Below are 17,776 nucleotides of genomic sequence, written 5' to 3'. Positions count from 1 at the left end.
TACTGCACAGCTTCAACACTTTCCGTGTTTCTACGGCGCACAGTCGTCTGCGTACCTGATTACATTCACTCCACTTCTGATTTTTCCTCTTCTTTTGCTACCTAATTTACCAAAGCGACTTTCTAATAACTGTTCAAGACCATCTAAGGTAAAGTTAGCTAGTATTGGAGAAATTATACCTCCTTGCGGAGTGCCAGCAGTTGTGGGATACAAGGTTTTTGACTCTAGGAAACCAGCCTTTAACCAACTATGCAGAATTTTCTTCTCCATAGGAATATGCTTCATAAGCCATTCATGGTTAATGTTGTCAAAGCACCCTTTGATATCACCTTCTAGTATCCATTGTGGTCGATTGCGTCTTGCCAGTAATAAGTGACAAGCAGCAATAGCATCCGCGCAGGATCTTTTAGGTCTAAAGCCATAGGAGTGACGGTCGCTGATCGTTTCAGATACTGGCTCCAGGGCAAACAGATATAATGCTTGCATGGCTCTATCTTTTATCGTTGGTATTCCAAGAGGTCTTCTTTTGCCATTAGATTTACTGATATAAATCCGTTTTAGCGGAGAAGGTTTATATCCTCTTTGCTTTAACTGCTTTATTCCTTGAAATTTAGCATTGCAAGTTGACCATAGTTGACGATCTACACCTGCTGTGTTTTTTCCTTGGTTTTCAGTTACTCTCTTAACAGCCAAAGCTTTTCCGCTAAAAGAGCGTGTGAGAAGATGTTGTAAAGCTTTTACCTTACCCCATCTTCCTTCTTGGACAGCCTTAACAATACGTCTTTGTAGCCTTATAACAACTTTTTGGCACTTCTTCCATGGCAATTGCTTCCATGCTTCGGAGTTGTCGGTAGGTGCACTTACAGTTTTATCTGTAATCATCTGCTTTCCTCCCTTAAGTGGTTAACAAAGTTTCTTGTCACGAGGGACCAAATGGAAGTCTGCTCGTTTTCACGCGAATTAATGTTACAAATTCTATCCATTTCGTTACAAAATGGCATTCGCTTTCTCCATTCTCCTTTACCTGCACTTCCATCAGCATTCCTTGCGGTTTGCTTGCCATGTAGGCGAAAATACAGGCTTACCCTGTTCCTTCTATCATACAACAGTGGGTTAGGTGGCTTCTCTATACCGGTGGAGTTATTATTTGCGTACATCTAGAAATGAAAAATGTAACTTATCCACATTACCTTTTGGTCAGAGCTTATCAGCATCTTTAGCTCTTTCATCGTATCGGTACTTATAAAGCTTCACTTACGTTCACCATACCACTAGCCTAGCCCTCCAACCACATGATGCTTGCAGTTTATGCCCCTCTCACGATTGAGCATCTTCTTTTTCAAGAGGAGGTTCATTGTCTGCATCGCTTGGCACCAACCGGTTGCCCGATTCGCACTGATGCGTAGACTCAGACGGCAAAACATCTGGTTTAATAAGTTTTAGAATCCTTTCAGTTTCTTTCTGAATGAATTCCTCTCCTTTTAAACAATATGACCGAAGACTTTCAGGTCGCACCATCTCTCAAATGTATCAGAGATCCTTTTTTTATCGTGAACTAATTAGCCATTTTTATAAAGCTCACTTTCAAAATATTTATTGACTGCATATTCTACTAATACACTGAACATTGCTATTATTGGAATAAAAAATAATATACCTATAAACCCAAAATATGAGGTGCATATGACAACTCCTAAAATAATGATAGTTGGATGTATATGAACTTTTTTTCCTATTAATAAAGGCACTAATATGCTTGAGTCTATTAATTGACCAACACTAAATAATAGCAAGACAGCAGTACTTTCAAACCATCCACTAAATTGAGTAATGGCGCTCAAAAATCCGATAATAGTGTATAATAATGGCCCTATATAGGGTATAAATGTTAATGTTCCTGATAAAATTCCAATAGCTACAGAATGCTTCAGCCCAATTATGCTAAGGCCCACGGAGTAAAAGATCATCATGACTATACATACGTTTAACTGTCCCTTTAGGTAATTAGATATAATGAAATCTACTTTAGAAAAATAACCTGCAGCTTTTTCTCTGTAAAGAATGGGAATTAGTTTATTAGCCTTTTCTACAATTGCAGGCCAATCACGTAATACATAAAAAAACACCACAAGCGTAATAGCTATTAATGATACCATGTAAATCAAATTAAAGCTTGAATGTAGGGTCGAGAACTGGCGCGCCTCTTTAGGGTTTGGTGGCTGATCCATTATTTTCATCCTGGGCCTCAATCCAAATTCCCATGTTAACGTTTCCAGCTCCCGCCTCGTCAAACGCAGCATGCGGTTTTCCCGCACTACGCTTTCCTAGCAAGTTCTTTACCAAAGTTTATCACATATTGTGTTGGTGATGCTTTCGGTCTGTAATACCTTATTCTGTAGTCTGAATATAGACCCAGCGTTTTGTATATCCATTCGCTACTCCATTTCTTCCAACCAAACCCTTTCTTTGCTTTCCTGGCTCGCATTAAATTGCGTCTTACCTTCTTTTCCACCCAGTGTTTTACGTAACTGAACTTTCGACTAGAGTTTCCTATCCTAAAGTAGTTTACCCACCCTCTCAATATCGGATTGATGTCATTTATCACTCTTTTTATCGGTTGCGATTTATGGCGCCGAAATATTTCCTTCAACTTGCGTAGCAGGTTTGTTCGTGCTTTCATCTGCGGTGTTTTCCTGACATTCCACTTTCCTTGTTTTGTGATATTCTCTTGAAAATCAAACCCTAGGAAGCTAAATGTTTCTCCTTTCTTTAGGTTAATGACTTTTGTCTTTTCTTCATTTACTCTCACTTCTAGTTTTGCTAATTCTTCTTCCAACCTTCTGTATACTGCTCTTTCTAGCCATTCCCGTTTCGGGTATTCTCTGATCAGTATCACCAAATCATCTGCCCATCTGGCATATTCCATACGTTGGTACTTTCCTTCTTTGGTCACCTCTTTTGCTTTCTCCAACATTTTATCTACCTCATTTAGGTATATATTGCTTAGTAGTGGTGAAAGTGGTGATCCTTGTGCCATTCCTCGTTTTCCTCCTATTTTGAGGATTAGCTTAATCATGCGCATGATTTCTTTGTCATTTATTCTTTTGGCAATCTTTTCCATCAGAATATGATGTCGCACACTGTCAAAGTAGGATTTTAGATCTACGTCAATTACTTTTGTATTGCCTTTGATTGCTGCTTCCGTTACTTTTTGTACTGCTTCATGCGCATTACGCTTAGGTCTATACCCGTATGATCCTTTTTGGAAGTCTGATTCGAATATCGGTTCAAGTATTAGCTTCAGTGCTGTTTGCACTATTCTATCCCGGATGCAGGGTATGTTCAACGTTCTGAATTTTTCTCCAGATTTTGGTATTTCCTTTCTCCGGTTCCTATTTGGGCTATAGGTCTTGGTTATTAATTCGTGTCTTATTCGTTGAAGATACTTTCTTGAGCCCTCTGTCTCTATCGATTCGAATGTCACCCCATCAATCCCTGGTGCCCCATTACTCCTCTTCGTTAGTTTGTAAGCTTCCTCCAGTGTCTCCATTTTACAGACATGAACATGGATTCCCCAGAATCGCCATTCCGGTTCTGCCTTCGCTTTGGTGTATATCTTTCTTCTCAGGTCTTGTAATTTTATCGGCATTTTTGTCATTTTTACCTTTACCTTCCTTTTGTTAAAAGATCCCTGCTAGTAGGGTGCCTTTGCTCCATGAGCGTTACCTCACTTCTTCACTACTACGCACCCATCCGTCACCCTCTCATCTTCAGTTCACTTCCTGTTTTCCAGTTATAGAACCTACCTCTCCAAGGTGTTTCTCCTTGGGATGAGGAGGGCTTCTCCAGTTGCTTTGTATGTCCTCATTGCCATGCTGTTACTAACACCCCGCTGAAGTAGACCAATCGTTTCATTCGTTTTTCGTCTGGTCTATTCTGTCTTCGCCAGTACCAAGATGGCTCGACCTTCAGAATATTCCTTTCGAGGCAATCTGTGCATTCGCTTTCGCTACGGCCTGGTAATTCGCCATTATCCTACGATAATGTTGTCGGTAGGCTTCAACATTTTGGTTTCCCTTTATGCTGCTACCCAAGCTACAGGATTCCGACTTTTATCCTGGTAGGTCTATTTCCTACTGAACAATACTCGCCTTCTCTGGACGCACTTGGTACTTGAATTATAAGATTACTGCCCATGCTAAGAGCATTTATAAAATAAGATATATAATCACTGTAATTTTCTACTAGATTTTTAGACAAATGATCAAATAAACTATCTTCAGTTTTTATATTAAGAAATTCTAGCACAGAAGGAATCACTTTAAGCTTTAATGAAGGTATCTTATTTACTAAGAAATTTAATATTAAAGTAATTTGAAAATATATAATAGGTAAAACAAATGTAATAACTAATATAAAAGCTATCAATAAGGCAAGTGTTATAAAAACTACAGAACATGAACGCGGTATTCTATATTTTTCAAACTTGGTTACTAGCGGGTTAAATAGATGTGCAACAAAAACAGATATTAGACACGGAACAATCATAGGACGCATCAAAAATAATGCCCCTATTATGAAAAGCAGTACACAACAAATAGTTATATGACGTTTTTGCATGTGTTTAGAATAGTTAATTTACCGAAAAATATAAAGTTTTTTGTAAGTACTATCTATTCATTATTTTATTAGGCATGAGATCAGCCAAATTTTCACTCAATTGCCAACTAGATAAAACTCCGTTATGCGGGTTATCTGTAAAGCCTCTCAGATTAACGATCTTAATCGAATTTCTATTTAACAATAGATCATCTACTGCCTTTGCCAATTGTGCAGGATATGGTATTAAGGTGTCTCTTTCATGATTAATGACTACTATTGGTATATTATCATTTTGTAGCTTTTGTATATTGCTTATTATATCAAAATCTAAATTTAGGACCTTAAGCATCTTTTTCAATAAGCATGAGGGCAGTACACTTAAAATTTTTGCTTGAGGAATTGGAAAATGCTTTATTGCATTATGAAAAGAGCTGAAAGTGCTAGTAAAAATAACGCCTCCAAGTTTAATATTTTTGTCTGTAAAATATTTTAATACTTCTGATGCAACTGCTCCCCCAAAAGAATGGCCGAAAAGTATTATATTTTCCGATTTCACACCCTTCTCCATTAATTCATTGATTTTTTCTATTGAAGACTTAGATAAGCTTTGATTCTTATTTATAAATGGAATCATGAGTGGTGGTACAGATAAAAAGGTACAAGTTAAAGCTGCTAAGATGGCTAAACTTGCTGTACTAGATGTCATTGGATTAGTAAGTAATATTAAAGTTGGTAATAGTATTGATGTTCCTAAAAACAAGAAACTAGCTATTGCGTAAGTTATATAGTTTTGAAATGCAATTGGGTATTTATGTGCATGAGTGTGAAAATTAGACCTATGGAGATATGTAGATCTATCTTGTATATACCTGGCCGCATTCTTATAATTATCACCTATTCCATGAAAAAATATAAGATGTATCTCATTTTCTTTATTATACTTAGCAACGTGTATTATTTTCCTCTAGCATATATTACACCTAGTAAAAGAATATTCTTTTTTGAGAATTGGATCAACTTTTTTAAAATGCTAGATAACTTGTATTAACACCGAAAATGGTAAGCATGTACACTAACAGACTTGAGGAATACAAGATAGCAGCATTAATAGTTGCAGCAGGAGTAGGCAGTAGATGCAATGCCAAAATCCCTAAACAGTATATAAAATTGGCAGGTAAGTCTGTTTTATTTCACACAATTAGGAAATTCTTAGCTAATCAGTACATAAGTTACATAAGAGTGGTAGTGAATGAAAGTCAAAAAGATTTCTATAAAGAAGTTACGTCATCAACTATAGATACTAAATTGCTGAGTCCAGTATGTGGAGGAAAAAGCAGGCAGAGTTCAGTTAAACTTGGACTGGAGAGTTTGCAAAAGATCAATCCAGATTTTGTTATTATACATGACGCTTGTAGGCCTTTTGTATCAAATATTCTAATAAACAACTTGATTGAATCTATGATTAATGGTCAATATACAGGAGTAGTTCCAGCAATAGAAGTCGAGGATACTATATCGTTGGTGAGTAATAATTTCATTGAATCTACGATTTCAAGAGAAAAACTTAGAGCCATGCAAACTCCTCAAATTTTTAATTTCAGAGAATTATTATCGTGCCATCAATCAGTCAAAGAATTTACTGATGATTCATCACTAATGGTAGAGCATAAAAAACATGTTGCGATTATTGAAGGTGAGAAAAAGAATTTTAAGTTAACTACAAAAGAGGATATCAATATGGCAAAACTTCTCTTTGGAGAGCCAAAATTCCGTGTCGGAACCGGTTATGATATACATAAATTTGTTAAAATTCAAAATGATGCTAAGAGCTTTATAAAAATTTGCGGTGTGGAAATTGAGCATAATATGGCAATAGAGGCACATTCCGATGGTGATGTTGCAATACATGCAATCGTTGATGCAATACTCGGAGCACTAGGATGTGGCGATATAGGAGAACATTTTCCTCCTAATTCCTCTAAATGGAAGGATTGCAATTCATCTCATTTTCTTGATTTTGCTGCTAAAAAAGCACAGGAAAAAGGATATAGCGTGTCTAATTTAGATATTACTATAGTTTGTGAAGAGCCTAAAATATCGCCTTACAAAGCAGGAATGAAGGAATTCATATCAAAAATATTAGAAATTAATGGTGAATTCCTAAGTATCAAAGCAACCACAGCGGAAAAATTAGGTTCTATTGGCAGAAACGAGGGAATAGCAACGTATGCTTCTGTGCTATTGCGTGCAAATTTTTATTGAAGGTAGGAACGAAATAACTTACTTGACAAACTCCACCATTTCACTTCCATTGCAAGGAAAGTGGGAAGGTTTGTCAAGAAATTTCTATGGGCTACTTTCGACATTAATAGCTGATTCAAGTCTTCTATTCAAAATTTTCAATATAAAATCCAATTCATTTGAGTTGTTATAACGTATCATGACTTTACCCTTAGAATTACTGTCATTAATTTTGACCTTTAAACCAAGCTGAGAAGATATAGCTCCTTCTAATACTGCCATATCTTGATTTTTAGTAAACTTATGCTCTTTTCGGTCGTTATTTTGTTGTAAGTCTTTTATCAATTTTTCAGTTCGCCTAACGCTCAGGCCCTGAGAAACTATTCTTTCTGCAATACTTTCCGCATTTTCAACATTAATCAATGCTCTTGCATGACCCATAGACAATTTTTTCTCGTTGATCATTGTTTTTACTCCATTAGGGAGTGACAGCATTCGTATCATATTGGTTATGTGACTGCGGCTTTTACCTAAAGTTAAGGCTAATTCTTCGTGTGTATAGGAGAATTCATCTATTAGTTTTCTGTACGCCTCACCTTCTTCTATTGGATTAATATCTTGCCTCTGTATGTTTTCAATTATCGATACTTCTAAGCATTCCTTGTCATTTAAATCTTTTATGATAACCGGCACACTATCAAGATTTATGACCTTACTTGCTCGCCAACGACGTTCCCCTGCTACTATTTCATAACCTTCATTACTTGGATCTTTGCGCACCACAACAGGTTGTATTATACCATTTTTCTCTATCGAACCTGCAAGTTCTTTTAATGACTCCTCATCAAAATATTTTCTCGGCTGAAATTTGCTCGGGTGTAGTAATGAAATAGGTAACCGATCTTCTTTATTACCATAATTATCGCCTATGAGGCCAGCAAGACCTCTACCTAAGCGCCTATTGTCCTTCACGCTGCACCCTCACTTATCAGCTTTTTCTCTTTACAGATGCTCATGTGTTTCTTTAAAATTTCTTTTGCCAAACTTATATATGCTTGTGCACCAGGACACTTAAGATCATATACAATAGCAGGTTTTCCATGAGAAGGCGCTTCTGATAACCGTACATTACGTGGAATAATGGTCTCATACAAGGGGATAATAGTTTTATATACTTTATCATTTAAATATTGGCAAATATCATTTTTAATCTGCTCACTAAGTTTGTTGCGTCTGTCATACATTGTGAGCAATATTCCTTCTATTAACAGGAAAGGGTTTAGGTTATTTCTTTTTATCAGCTCTACAGTCTTAACTAAATGGCTCAATCCTTCCAGAGCGAAAAATTCACACTGAAGAGGAACAATAATCGAGTCAGCAGCGGTCAGAGCATTGATAGTAAGCAGACCAAGTGATGGAGGACAATCGATAATTATGTACTCATAATTATTACGTACTTTCTCTAGCGTATCTTTTAGTACGAATTTTCCCTGCTCAAGTTGTGATAGCTCAATTTCTGCAGCTGATAAGTCAACCACTGATGAAATCAGCGATAGATTTGGAATTTCCTTTATATTGAAAATTGCCGATTCCACCAATTCACTTTCGCTGCTCAGCAGTATTTTATATATATTTTTTTCTTCCCTGCTACGATAAGAAATCCCAAGTCCTGTACTAGCATTTCCTTGAGGGTCAAGATCTACCAGTAAAGTACTTTTTCCCACAGCAGCAAAGGCTGTTGATAAATTTATACTAGTTGTAGTTTTACCAACTCCACCCTTTTGATTTACTATTGCAATGATCTTGCTCACGCCTTTTATCTTATGTATAAAATAACTCTATTGTATATATGCAAGAAATTTTTGCATTAGAAAATTTTTTTTGTTGCCAATCATGCTCAAAGTAAACTGCCTTTTTTTGTCTTGTGTAACACACTTTGAACCTTATTTCCTAACTCATTCAGAGTAAATGGTTTTGGTAAAAAATGGAAGTCTTCTATATTGATTTCATCGCTCTTTAAAAAAGCATCCTCTGTATACCCAGAAATAAAAATAACTTTGATGTTTGGCCTATGTATCAATGTTTCTTTAACTATTTCTGGACCACTCACCTCTGGCATGATTACATCAGTGATTATTAGATCTATGTGTTGATTTTTTTTTCTAATGATCTCTAGTGCCTCGCTGCCTATGCTCGCTTCTATGACATTAAATCCTTTTCTTGTAAGAGCCTTAGCAGTAAATTCCCTTACTGAATCTTCATCTTCAATTAATAAAATTATACCATTACCTTTAATCTCTACCGGTTTCTCTATTTCTTTACTATCTTCCTCTTTATCATTTTCATCCGATATGTAAACTATGGGCAAAAATATGCTAAATTTAGTTCCATGATTCACTTTGCTAGCAACATAGATGTATCCTTCGGTTTGTTTAATAATGCCATATACAGTAGAGAGGCCAAGACCTGTACCAGAAGTAATATCTTTGGTAGAAAAAAATGGATCAAATGCCTTTTCAATTATATCACTCGTCATTCCACATCCAGTATCAATCACTTCAATCACAACATAATTCCCATGTTCAATCGTTTCCTTATCTGGAGAAAACATATCCTGAGGTGTAGAATTTAATGAATCAACCTTTTGATTAAAGGTTCGTATAGTTAACTCTCCCCCCTTTTCCATAGCAGCACCAGCATTAACTGCTAAGTTAAGCATAACTTGCTCTAATTGTCCTTGGTCAGCCCTAACAGCACCCAAATCGCTACCATAATAAATATTAAATTTTATATTTTCACCTATTAATCTTTTGATCATTTCATAAAGATTAGCTATCGTACCATTTACATTAATAATCTTTGGCTGCAAAGTCTGTCTTCTTGAAAAAGCAAGCAGTTGTCTTACTAAATTTGACCCACGTTTTGCATTTTGCTGTATCTGTATTATATCTCCAAAAGATGGATCGCTAGCTGAGTGCTGGAGTAAAAGCAAATCACAAAATCCTATTATTCCGGTTAATATATTATTGAAATCATGTGCAATACCACCTGCTAATTGCCCTATAGCTTGCACCTTTTGATAATGCTCAAGTTTTATCTCTAGTTTTTTACGTTCAGTATTATCAATAAAATAACAAAGTATGAACATCACTTTATTATGAAGAAACTTATTAAAATATATTTTCATGTTATTACCGCCATTGAGCTGCACATCAAAGGACGCATTATTTATCCTGTTACTTGAAAAATATTCACGCACTTTCATATGATAACCATCTGATATCAATGCAAAGATAGAATCATTACTTGACCCCGCAAGTTTTACTAATGCTATATTTTTCTTTATAAAATTGCCATTTATATCGCATTGTGCAATAGCAATTGACGAATTTGTAAAACAAGGGTGTAGTTGATAATCAACAATATTTGATTCAGTTGGTGTTATAAAGCCGTGTATATAGCTATGATTGTATTTATCACAAAATATAGCAGTACTCATATAAGCCTTAAATGGAGCACCGCTTATAGTAAAAAACATAATTTCATTTTTGGTTATTGTATCGTCATACTTAGATTGAGATATAAAATCATTGATTGAGCTACCTTTTTCCAATTTTTTTAGTTCAAACATGTCTAAAAATCTTTTATTTACAGATAAGATACCTCCTTTTGTATTTGCAACGTAAGTTGCTATATTGTGTTTCTCTATCAACTCTTCATATACCTGCTCTTTGTTTACCTGTGTTGCCTTCAGTACAAAATACCCATTCGGTCTTGCTATTGGGGCTAATGATAAATTTAAAGTCTTATTACTATTTATAGCAATTTGTGGATTATCCGGTATTGGTTCAGAGAGCAAAAGAAAGTTAGATATTCTACTCTTCTTGCTTAAGGAAATGCATACTTTTACAGAAGTGTTATTTCTTAACGCATGATAGAGTGATTTTCTGTCTTTTTCTGACACATCTCCTGCTTCAAGAATTTTATCTAGCGTAACATCATCGTTTATGTGATCTTTGAACCTTTCGTAGAACCTCGCATCAGCATAAATAATACCCTCATCTTTATGTAAAATGAGACAAAACTCTGTATTATGATTCAGCGCATTTGCAAATATTGCATTTTGAAACTCTATGATATTAAGTAGATACTTGTAACGTTTTATATTATATACCACAAAGAGAGTCATTAGAATGCTAATTAATAAATTAATCTCTATATTAACATGCTGACTATATACATTAGAAAAATAGAGTACTGATATTGCTATTGGAGGTAAGAACATAATGACTGCCATCACAATAATTGACATCCCATAATTTCTTAGTATGAAGTCAACTCTGTTCTCTTTTTTGTTATCTATGTATCTTTTACTCATTATTATTGCTTGGCATCCTTGCACATATAAAAATATTCTACTATATTGATTTAATTATTATAGATTTATTAACATCCTTGATGAGTAGTTACTATCCCAATCTAATTAAGTCCTGTAAATATAGAGTACAATAATATTAATAAGCCAACAGAAGGCATTATGGAAAAACAAAAGACACAAGCATTTGAATGGTTCTGCGCACTGAGAAACAAGATCACCGAATCTTTCTTATCAATTGAGGTACAGTCATTCACACAACCAAAAATCGAAAAAAGAAAGTGGAACCGACCAGGTGGAGGAAGTGGTGAATCTACAATTATCTTTGGTAATATTTTTGAAAAAGTTGGAATAAACGTTTCAAGAGTATACGGAAAGCTCGAAGACTCAGCCATTAATGAAATTTCTGGTGCAAGTGAAAGCAATGGAGAGTTTTGGGCAAGCGGTATATCTTTAGTGTCTCACATGCAATCTCCCCTTATCCCTGCAGCACATATGAACACAAGATTGATATATACCTCAAAACAATGGTTTGGTGGAGGAATGGACTTTACTCCAATTTATAAGGATGAGGGAGATTGCAAGTATATTCACGAATCAATTAAAGCAACTTGCGATGAGTTCAACATCGAATATTATCCGAAATTTAAAAAGCAATGTGATGATTACTTTTTTTTACAACATAGAAAAGAGCCACGTGGTATTGGTGGAATTTTTTATGACAATCTAACTTCTGGCAACTGGAAAAACGATTTTGAGTTCACAAAAGCAGTAGGTGAAGCCTTTTTAGAAATTTACTTACACATCATACACAAACATATGCAAAAATCTTGGACAAAAGAACAACGAGAAGAACAATTGATAAAACGTGGCAGATATGTGGAGTTCAATCTTCTTTATGATCGTGGTACAAGGTTTGGTTTAATGACTAATGGTAACCCCGATGCAATTATGATGTCGATGCCTCCTCTTGTTAAGTGGGTGTGAAAAGCGATTATTAATATAAAATAAATCGTTATAGTTTAAGATTGTACCACATATGGTGAGCTTTTGTATAGAGGGGTACAATCATGGGTATAAGTAGATAGTTTTTTAATTAAATCCGCTAGAAATAGCAATATAAGAGGCGTGAGGCTAGCTTTAAGTCTTCATAATATAGTAAACAGCTTTGAAAAACTCTTTTCTAGAATTAATCCTTTTAGGAACAAGGGGTCATTTGACTTGAATAATGATCAAACTTTAAATCGAGCTTTAGAGTATGCAGTAACAAATCTTGATCATAATGTAATGACGTTACTTATTAGTGCTGGAGCAAATATTAATGAGATAAATAATAGTATAGGAAATGTAATCCTTCAATACAAAATAGCATCATAAGCTATGCAGTACGGAGATAAGGACAGTCTCAAAGATCATAAAGAAAAATGTTGTTTAGTGCTTGGTGAGCTAATAAAAAAAGAAAGAAAAGAAATATTGGAGATTTTGAAACAAACGGAAAGTTGTGACAAGCTTAAAGAGGAAGTAGAGATAAAATTTAAGGCCAACTCACCTAAAAAACCTCCTAGGATTTTTGAGCATGATGATATTTTACTTTTAAAAGAGCCCATTTATGATGAGGTATATGACGCTAAGGTTAGTAACTCATTAGAAGAGTTGAGCGTATCGGAAGAATCCATTTATGCTGAAGTATATGATTTGCATAAAAGATCTACTGAAAATTTATCATTGAAAGATAGTGGTTATTCTAGTATATCAGGAGAACCTATTTATGAAGATGTAGATGATTTCTCAGAGCAAAAAAAGCCCACTAGCTTAAATCATAAAGAGCAACCAGAGCCTATTTATGCTAAAGTAGATTTATCGAAAAAGAGATCAGAAAGACAAGCAAAACATATAAAAGATAATTCTGGGACTTATCATGGATTAGTGAAGGATAAAGTGAATAATTTGCAAGTAAAACTAAATGAGCAAAGTGCTAATAAGCCAGCGAGTCAGCAAATCAAGACCAAGGCTGGCTTTAACGTAAAAGAAATAAGGCAAAATTTTGAGCGTAGAGATTCTGGATACGATTCTGGCTATGATTCAGATACAAAAGTTGAACAAAAATTAGAATTAGGATCTAAAGCTCCTAAATCTGAGATAGGTTCAGTAAGCATTGAACATGGGGTAATAGGAGGCTGTCGATATAAAATCACTACTCTAACTGTGTGATTCAAAATAATTGAATTGACTTTATATGTATAATCGATATAACTCAGTTAGATTCAAGTCGACTCTTTCGTCTAGTGGTTAGGACACCACCCTTTCACGGTGGTAACACGGGTTCAAATCCCGTAAGAGTCACTCAAACAGAATGCAAATAACTAAAGTTTTGAATGAAAAAAATTAGGCTTTATGTTGAAGAAGCTTTATCACAAAATGTAAGTTTGGCGCTTCATCCACGACAAAGTCACTATATTTACAATGTAATGCGGCTTAAGAAGCATGATAACATCTATCTTTTTAATGGAAAGGATGGAGAATGGTTAGGAGAAGTAGTGAATATATCAAGTAAATCGACAAAAATTATAATAAAAGAACGCACTAAACAACAACAACATGAAAAAAATCTATATTTGTATTGTGCTCTGGTAAAAAGCGGCGCCTTAAGCAACATAGTAAGACAAGCAACTGAAATGGGAGTAACCTGCATTCAATTTATTTCAACAGAACGTACAGTAGTAAAAAACATTAACCTAAGTAGAGCGAAATTACAGGCAATTGAAGCTGCGGAACAATCCGGTAGGACAAGTATACCACAGATTTTTCTTCCTATTAATTTTTGTGAATTATCCGATTCCCAGAATAAAAATTTTGTTTTGTGTGATGAAACAGGTGAAGGACAACCTCCTAATAAAGTTCTAAAAGGCAAGAAAAACGTTGCTATTATTGTTGGCCCCGAAGGTGGTTTTTCATCTTGCGAACTTGATTCTGCCAATAAATTTTGTCAGAAACTGAGTCTAGGAAAAAGAATTTTGAGAGTTGATACTGCTGTAGTTGCTGCATTAACCTTCACCAATTGGTATAGCTAGATTTTTTAATATGGCTAGTGCAACTTGACACTCTATATAAAGAAATCTGCATTATATTTTTCCTAAAAGAAATAAATGAAACTTGCATTTTTCCGAACTATCGATACTCTTAGTAAAGAAGTCGGGGCGTAGCGCAGCCTGGTAGCGCATTTGGTTTGGGACCAAAGGGTCGGGAGTTCAAATCTCTCCGCCCCGAGATTAGAAAAATTACAAGAGCACTGTAACCTAAGAGCAATTTTTATCAGCAAGTAAATGATTGACAGCAGAATGAAGCTTTTTTCATATAAATCACTGCATATCATATTCTATCGCTCAAGTTTATAAAATAATTGACAATGTTAATTTTCTAATTTATAAATGGATTTTGAAGTGATTACCGAAGGAGGTATAGAGTTTGATTGAAGTATCAGTCCATTATGGTGATGTAGATAGAGCTCTTCCAGTGTTGAGAAAAATAATTCAAAAGGAAGGAAGAGGGCTCAAAATGAAAAAAAAATATCACGAAAAGAAATCAGAGAAAACAGCTAAAAAAAAAGCTGAAGCAAGGAAAAAGAGGTATCAGCAAGAATGCAGAAGACAGCGTTATGGTTGGTAGTTTTTACTAAGGTTAATAATTAGTTATCTTATGAATATTCATGAATATCAAGCAAAGGAAATTTTACACAAGTTTAATGTCCCGGTACCAAAGGGTTTTGTTGCTACATCTGCAGAAGGAGTAGAAACTCAAATAAATCAACTAAAATCTGACGTGTTTGTGGTTAAAGCTCAGATTCATGCAGGTGGTAGGGGTAAGGCTGGTGGTGTAAAGCTAGCAAAGTCAGTTGAAGAAGCTCAACAGTTTGTAAAGAACATGCTCGGCATAACTTTAGTTACTCATCAAACAGGGCCTAGTGGACAGCAGGTAAGAAGAATATACATTGAGGAAGGTTCAAGCATTAAAAAAGAGTACTATTTGAGTCTAGTAGTTGATCCAAAGCTCAGTAGGTTAGTATTTATATTTTCCTCAGAAGGTGGTATGGATATTGAAGAGGTAGCAAAAAATTCTCCTACAAAAATTGTGAAATTTGATATTGACCCTGCTACTGGTTTTACAAATCTTGATAACAGTAAACTTGCCAATAATTTTAATTTGAATTCAGAACAAATAGAAAGAATAACAAATATTGCAAAAAATATATATGATGCGTTTATTACAACTGATGCAAGCCAAATAGAAATTAACCCACTAGTTGAAACAAATTCTGGGGATTTTGTTGCACTTGATGCTAAAATTAATTTTGATGACAACGCTTTATATCGTCATCCAGAAATCGTGCAGCTTCGTGATTATGATGAAGAAGTTAAAGAAGAGATAGAAGCTTCAAAACATGGACTTAGTTACATCAAAATGGATGGCAATATTGGTTGCATGGTGAACGGTGCAGGTCTTGCTATGGCAACAATGGATATAATAAAGTACTATGGAGCAGAGCCTGCTAACTTTTTGGATGTTGGTGGTGGAGCGAGTAAAGAAACTGTAACTGAAGCATTTAAAATCATATTGTCTGATAGCAACGTAAAAGGAATTCTGGTTAACATATTTGGTGGTATAATGCGTTGCGATATTATCGCAAGTGGAATTGTTGCGGCTGCAAAAGAAATGAGCATTAAAGTTCCTCTAGTGGTTAGATTATCAGGTACTAATTTTGAAGAAGGAAAAAAAATCTTAGAAGAGTCAGGATTAAATATTATTGCTGCAGATGAACTGGGTGATGCTGCGCAAAAGATAGTAAAAGAGGTAAAATAAAGCATGTCCGTTTTAGTAAACAAAGATACAAGATTAATATGCCAGGGTTTTACTGGTGCACAAGGCACATTTCATTCAGAGCAAGCAATTGATTACGGAACGAAAATGGTGGGAGGTGTAACTCCTGGAAAGGGTGGTAGCACTCACCTTAATTTACCGGTTTTTAATACTGTAGCAGAAGCCAAAGAAAAAACCTGTGCAAATGCTACAGTTATATATGTACCTGCTAAATTTGCTGCTGCTGCAATACTTGAAGCAATAGATGCAAAAATAGAATTGATAATTTGTATTACAGAGGGCATTCCTATACTTGACATGGTAAAGGTAAAGCATGCTCTCGCTGGTTCAAACAGTCGATTGATTGGCCCAAACTGTCCAGGGGTTATTACACCTGAAGAATGCAAAATAGGAATTATGCCAGGACATATTCACAAACGTGGACATATAGGAATTATGTCTCGCTCTGGAACTTTAACTTATGAAGCGGTAGCACAAACAACTGCTGTTGGTCTTGGTCAATCCACGTGTATCGGAATTGGGGGGGATCCAGTTCATGGTATGACATTTGTTGACTGTATGGAGCTCTTTTTAAAAGATGACGATACTCATGGTATTGTAGTTATTGGTGAAATAGGTGGAAACGAAGAAGAAGATGTATCACATTTTGTGAAAACAGAAAAAACTAAAAAGCCAATCGTTGGTTTTGTAGCAGGCCAAACGGCACCTCCAGGAAGACGTATGGGACACGCTGGAGCAATCATCTCTTCCAGCGGTGGAAGTGCTGGTGCAAAGTTAGAGGTTATGCGCAGTGCTGGGATTGCGATTGCAGAAACCCCTGCTGTGATTGGTAAAAAGGTGTTAGAAGTAATGAGTGTCAGTGCCTAGCCTAGGTCATAAAAACCCTATATCCCCAGTCATCAGTATATTTTTTGACCACTCAATCAGTAAATGACCTCCTGGTAAATGTACTGAAGTTTGTTTAGTAGCCAAACACTTACGAAGTATAGATGCAACAAATGCTGCACAAGCCGCACTACCACATGAAGCAGTAATACCTGTTCCTCTTTCCCAAACTCTTAAGTTTATTTCTCCAGATTTTTCTATTTGTGCAATACTAACATTTGTTTTCTGAGGAAATAATTCGTGATTTTCTAGCTTTGGTCCTAAATTCTGCAATGGTATTTCGCTTATGTTATCAACAAAAAAAACTATATGAGGGTTACCAATATTTACTGCAACTGGCTCTTTCAGCATTTCAAGCTCTATAGGTAGATAAAGGGGATCGCATTCACAAGAAAGAGGAATTTCATTCCATTTAAGCAGTGGTTTACCCATATTGACCTTTATTGATTTATCACCTACTTTAAAACATTCTAAGATACGATTATTTATCAGCTCAATAGTGATATATTCAGTACCTTTTTCTAACATTATCAAATACCCAACACAGCGTGCTGCGTTTCCACACATTTCAGCTCGACTACCGTCAGCATTGTAGATATGCATAAAGCAGTTTGCAGCATTAGACATTGTTATAATTATCACTTGATCACAACTGCCTTGATCAGCAATTTGTCTATAATTCCAGTCTAAATTATTTGCTGAACGTGAGTCTATGATAACAAAACTATTGCCAGTACCATGCATCTTTACAAACGGGATCTTGTCTGTTAGGTTACTTACCATTATAGCAAAATTATA

Annotated in this window: 15 protein-coding genes, 2 tRNA genes and 2 pseudogenes; 10 read left to right on the top strand and 9 right to left on the bottom strand. The window is 35.4% G+C overall.

What is annotated here, in order from left to right; genetic code table 11:
* Window positions 1-30: 30 nt before the first annotated feature.
* The 5 genes and pseudogenes from WP_RS04865 to WP_RS07980 all read right to left on the bottom strand — a co-directional run bounded on the left by WP_RS04865 (window position 31) and on the right by WP_RS07980 (window position 5,557).
* Window positions 31-882, bottom strand: a complete 852-nt coding sequence (locus tag WP_RS04865) for a reverse transcriptase domain-containing protein (protein WP_007302362.1) — start codon at window positions 880-882, stop codon at window positions 31-33.
* Window positions 883-1,559: 677 nt separating this feature from the next.
* Window positions 1,560-2,183, bottom strand: a pseudogene (locus tag WP_RS04850) (AI-2E family transporter); the annotation flags it as partial.
* A gap of 131 nt (window positions 2,184-2,314) precedes the next feature.
* On the bottom strand, window positions 2,315-3,658 hold the full coding sequence (gene ltrA, locus WP_RS04845) for a group II intron reverse transcriptase/maturase (RefSeq protein WP_007302360.1): 1,344 nt from the start codon (window positions 3,656-3,658) through the stop codon (window positions 2,315-2,317).
* Window positions 3,659-4,158: 500 nt separating this feature from the next.
* Window positions 4,159-4,620: pseudogene (locus tag WP_RS04840) on the bottom strand (AI-2E family transporter); the annotation flags it as partial.
* A gap of 49 nt (window positions 4,621-4,669) precedes the next feature.
* Window positions 4,670-5,557: an alpha/beta hydrolase family protein gene (locus WP_RS07980; protein WP_425383939.1), complete on the bottom strand. Its 888-nt coding sequence runs from the start codon at window positions 5,555-5,557 to the stop codon at window positions 4,670-4,672.
* Window positions 5,558-5,658: 101 nt separating this feature from the next.
* On the opposite strand from WP_RS07980, the gene ispD reads away from it, so the two are divergent.
* Window positions 5,659-6,864, top strand: a complete 1,206-nt coding sequence (ispD, locus tag WP_RS04830; RefSeq protein ID WP_012481959.1) for a 2-C-methyl-D-erythritol 4-phosphate cytidylyltransferase — start codon at window positions 5,659-5,661, stop codon at window positions 6,862-6,864.
* 84 nt (window positions 6,865-6,948) lie between these two features.
* Here ispD and WP_RS04825 read toward each other — a convergent pair whose 3' ends face one another.
* The 3 genes from WP_RS04825 to WP_RS04815 form a co-directional block, all read right to left on the bottom strand.
* Entirely contained in the window at window positions 6,949-7,815 is an 867-nt protein-coding gene (locus tag WP_RS04825; RefSeq protein WP_007302356.1) for a ParB/RepB/Spo0J family partition protein, read from the bottom strand.
* Window positions 7,812-8,654, bottom strand: a complete 843-nt coding sequence (locus WP_RS04820) for a ParA family protein (protein ID WP_006014513.1) — start codon at window positions 8,652-8,654, stop codon at window positions 7,812-7,814. Before WP_RS04820 ends, WP_RS04825 begins: the two co-directional genes overlap by 4 nt.
* 86 nt (window positions 8,655-8,740) lie before the next feature.
* Window positions 8,741-11,221 carry a response regulator gene (locus WP_RS04815; RefSeq protein WP_007302355.1) on the bottom strand — a complete coding sequence of 827 codons (2,481 nt, stop codon included), beginning with the start codon at window positions 11,219-11,221 and terminating at the stop codon, window positions 8,741-8,743.
* 159 nt (window positions 11,222-11,380) lie between these two features.
* On the opposite strand from WP_RS04815, the gene hemF reads away from it, so the two are divergent.
* The 9 genes from hemF to sucD all read left to right on the top strand — a co-directional run bounded on the left by hemF (window position 11,381) and on the right by sucD (window position 16,960).
* The gene (hemF, locus tag WP_RS04810; protein WP_007302354.1) at window positions 11,381-12,205 is read left to right on the top strand and encodes an oxygen-dependent coproporphyrinogen oxidase; all 825 of its coding nucleotides are present in this window, start codon (window positions 11,381-11,383) and stop codon (window positions 12,203-12,205) included.
* 234 nt (window positions 12,206-12,439) lie between these two features.
* Window positions 12,440-12,595, top strand: a complete 156-nt coding sequence (locus tag WP_RS07730) for a hypothetical protein (protein WP_007302353.1) — start codon at window positions 12,440-12,442, stop codon at window positions 12,593-12,595.
* A 3-nt stretch (window positions 12,596-12,598) separates the two neighbouring features.
* The gene (locus WP_RS04800) at window positions 12,599-13,429 is read left to right on the top strand and encodes a hypothetical protein (RefSeq protein WP_007302352.1); all 831 of its coding nucleotides are present in this window, start codon (window positions 12,599-12,601) and stop codon (window positions 13,427-13,429) included.
* 60 nt (window positions 13,430-13,489) lie between these two features.
* Window positions 13,490-13,561 (top strand) — tRNA-Glu (locus tag WP_RS04795).
* A 32-nt stretch (window positions 13,562-13,593) separates the two neighbouring features.
* The gene (locus tag WP_RS04790; RefSeq protein ID WP_007302351.1) at window positions 13,594-14,289 is read left to right on the top strand and encodes a 16S rRNA (uracil(1498)-N(3))-methyltransferase; all 696 of its coding nucleotides are present in this window, start codon (window positions 13,594-13,596) and stop codon (window positions 14,287-14,289) included.
* A gap of 122 nt (window positions 14,290-14,411) precedes the next feature.
* Window positions 14,412-14,485, top strand: a tRNA-Pro gene (locus WP_RS04785).
* Window positions 14,486-14,683: 198 nt separating this feature from the next.
* Entirely contained in the window at window positions 14,684-14,884 is a 201-nt protein-coding gene (gene rpsU, locus WP_RS04780; protein ID WP_007302350.1) for a 30S ribosomal protein S21, read from the top strand.
* Window positions 14,885-14,914: 30 nt separating this feature from the next.
* Window positions 14,915-16,075 carry an ADP-forming succinate--CoA ligase subunit beta gene (gene sucC, locus WP_RS04775; RefSeq protein WP_007302349.1) on the top strand — a complete coding sequence of 387 codons (1,161 nt, stop codon included), beginning with the start codon at window positions 14,915-14,917 and terminating at the stop codon, window positions 16,073-16,075.
* A gap of 3 nt (window positions 16,076-16,078) precedes the next feature.
* Entirely contained in the window at window positions 16,079-16,960 is an 882-nt protein-coding gene (sucD, locus tag WP_RS04770) for a succinate--CoA ligase subunit alpha (protein WP_007302348.1), read from the top strand.
* A 6-nt stretch (window positions 16,961-16,966) separates the two neighbouring features.
* Here sucD and dapF read toward each other — a convergent pair whose 3' ends face one another.
* Entirely contained in the window at window positions 16,967-17,761 is a 795-nt protein-coding gene (gene dapF / locus WP_RS04765; RefSeq protein WP_012481958.1) for a diaminopimelate epimerase, read from the bottom strand.
* Window positions 17,762-17,776: the final 15 nt, after the last annotated feature.

The organism is Wolbachia endosymbiont of Culex quinquefasciatus Pel, from assembly GCF_000073005.1.
Classification (GTDB): Bacteria; Pseudomonadota; Alphaproteobacteria; order Rickettsiales; family Anaplasmataceae; genus Wolbachia.
Note: the sequence above shows the minus strand (reverse complement) of the source record. Positions and strands in the feature narration are given on the sequence as shown.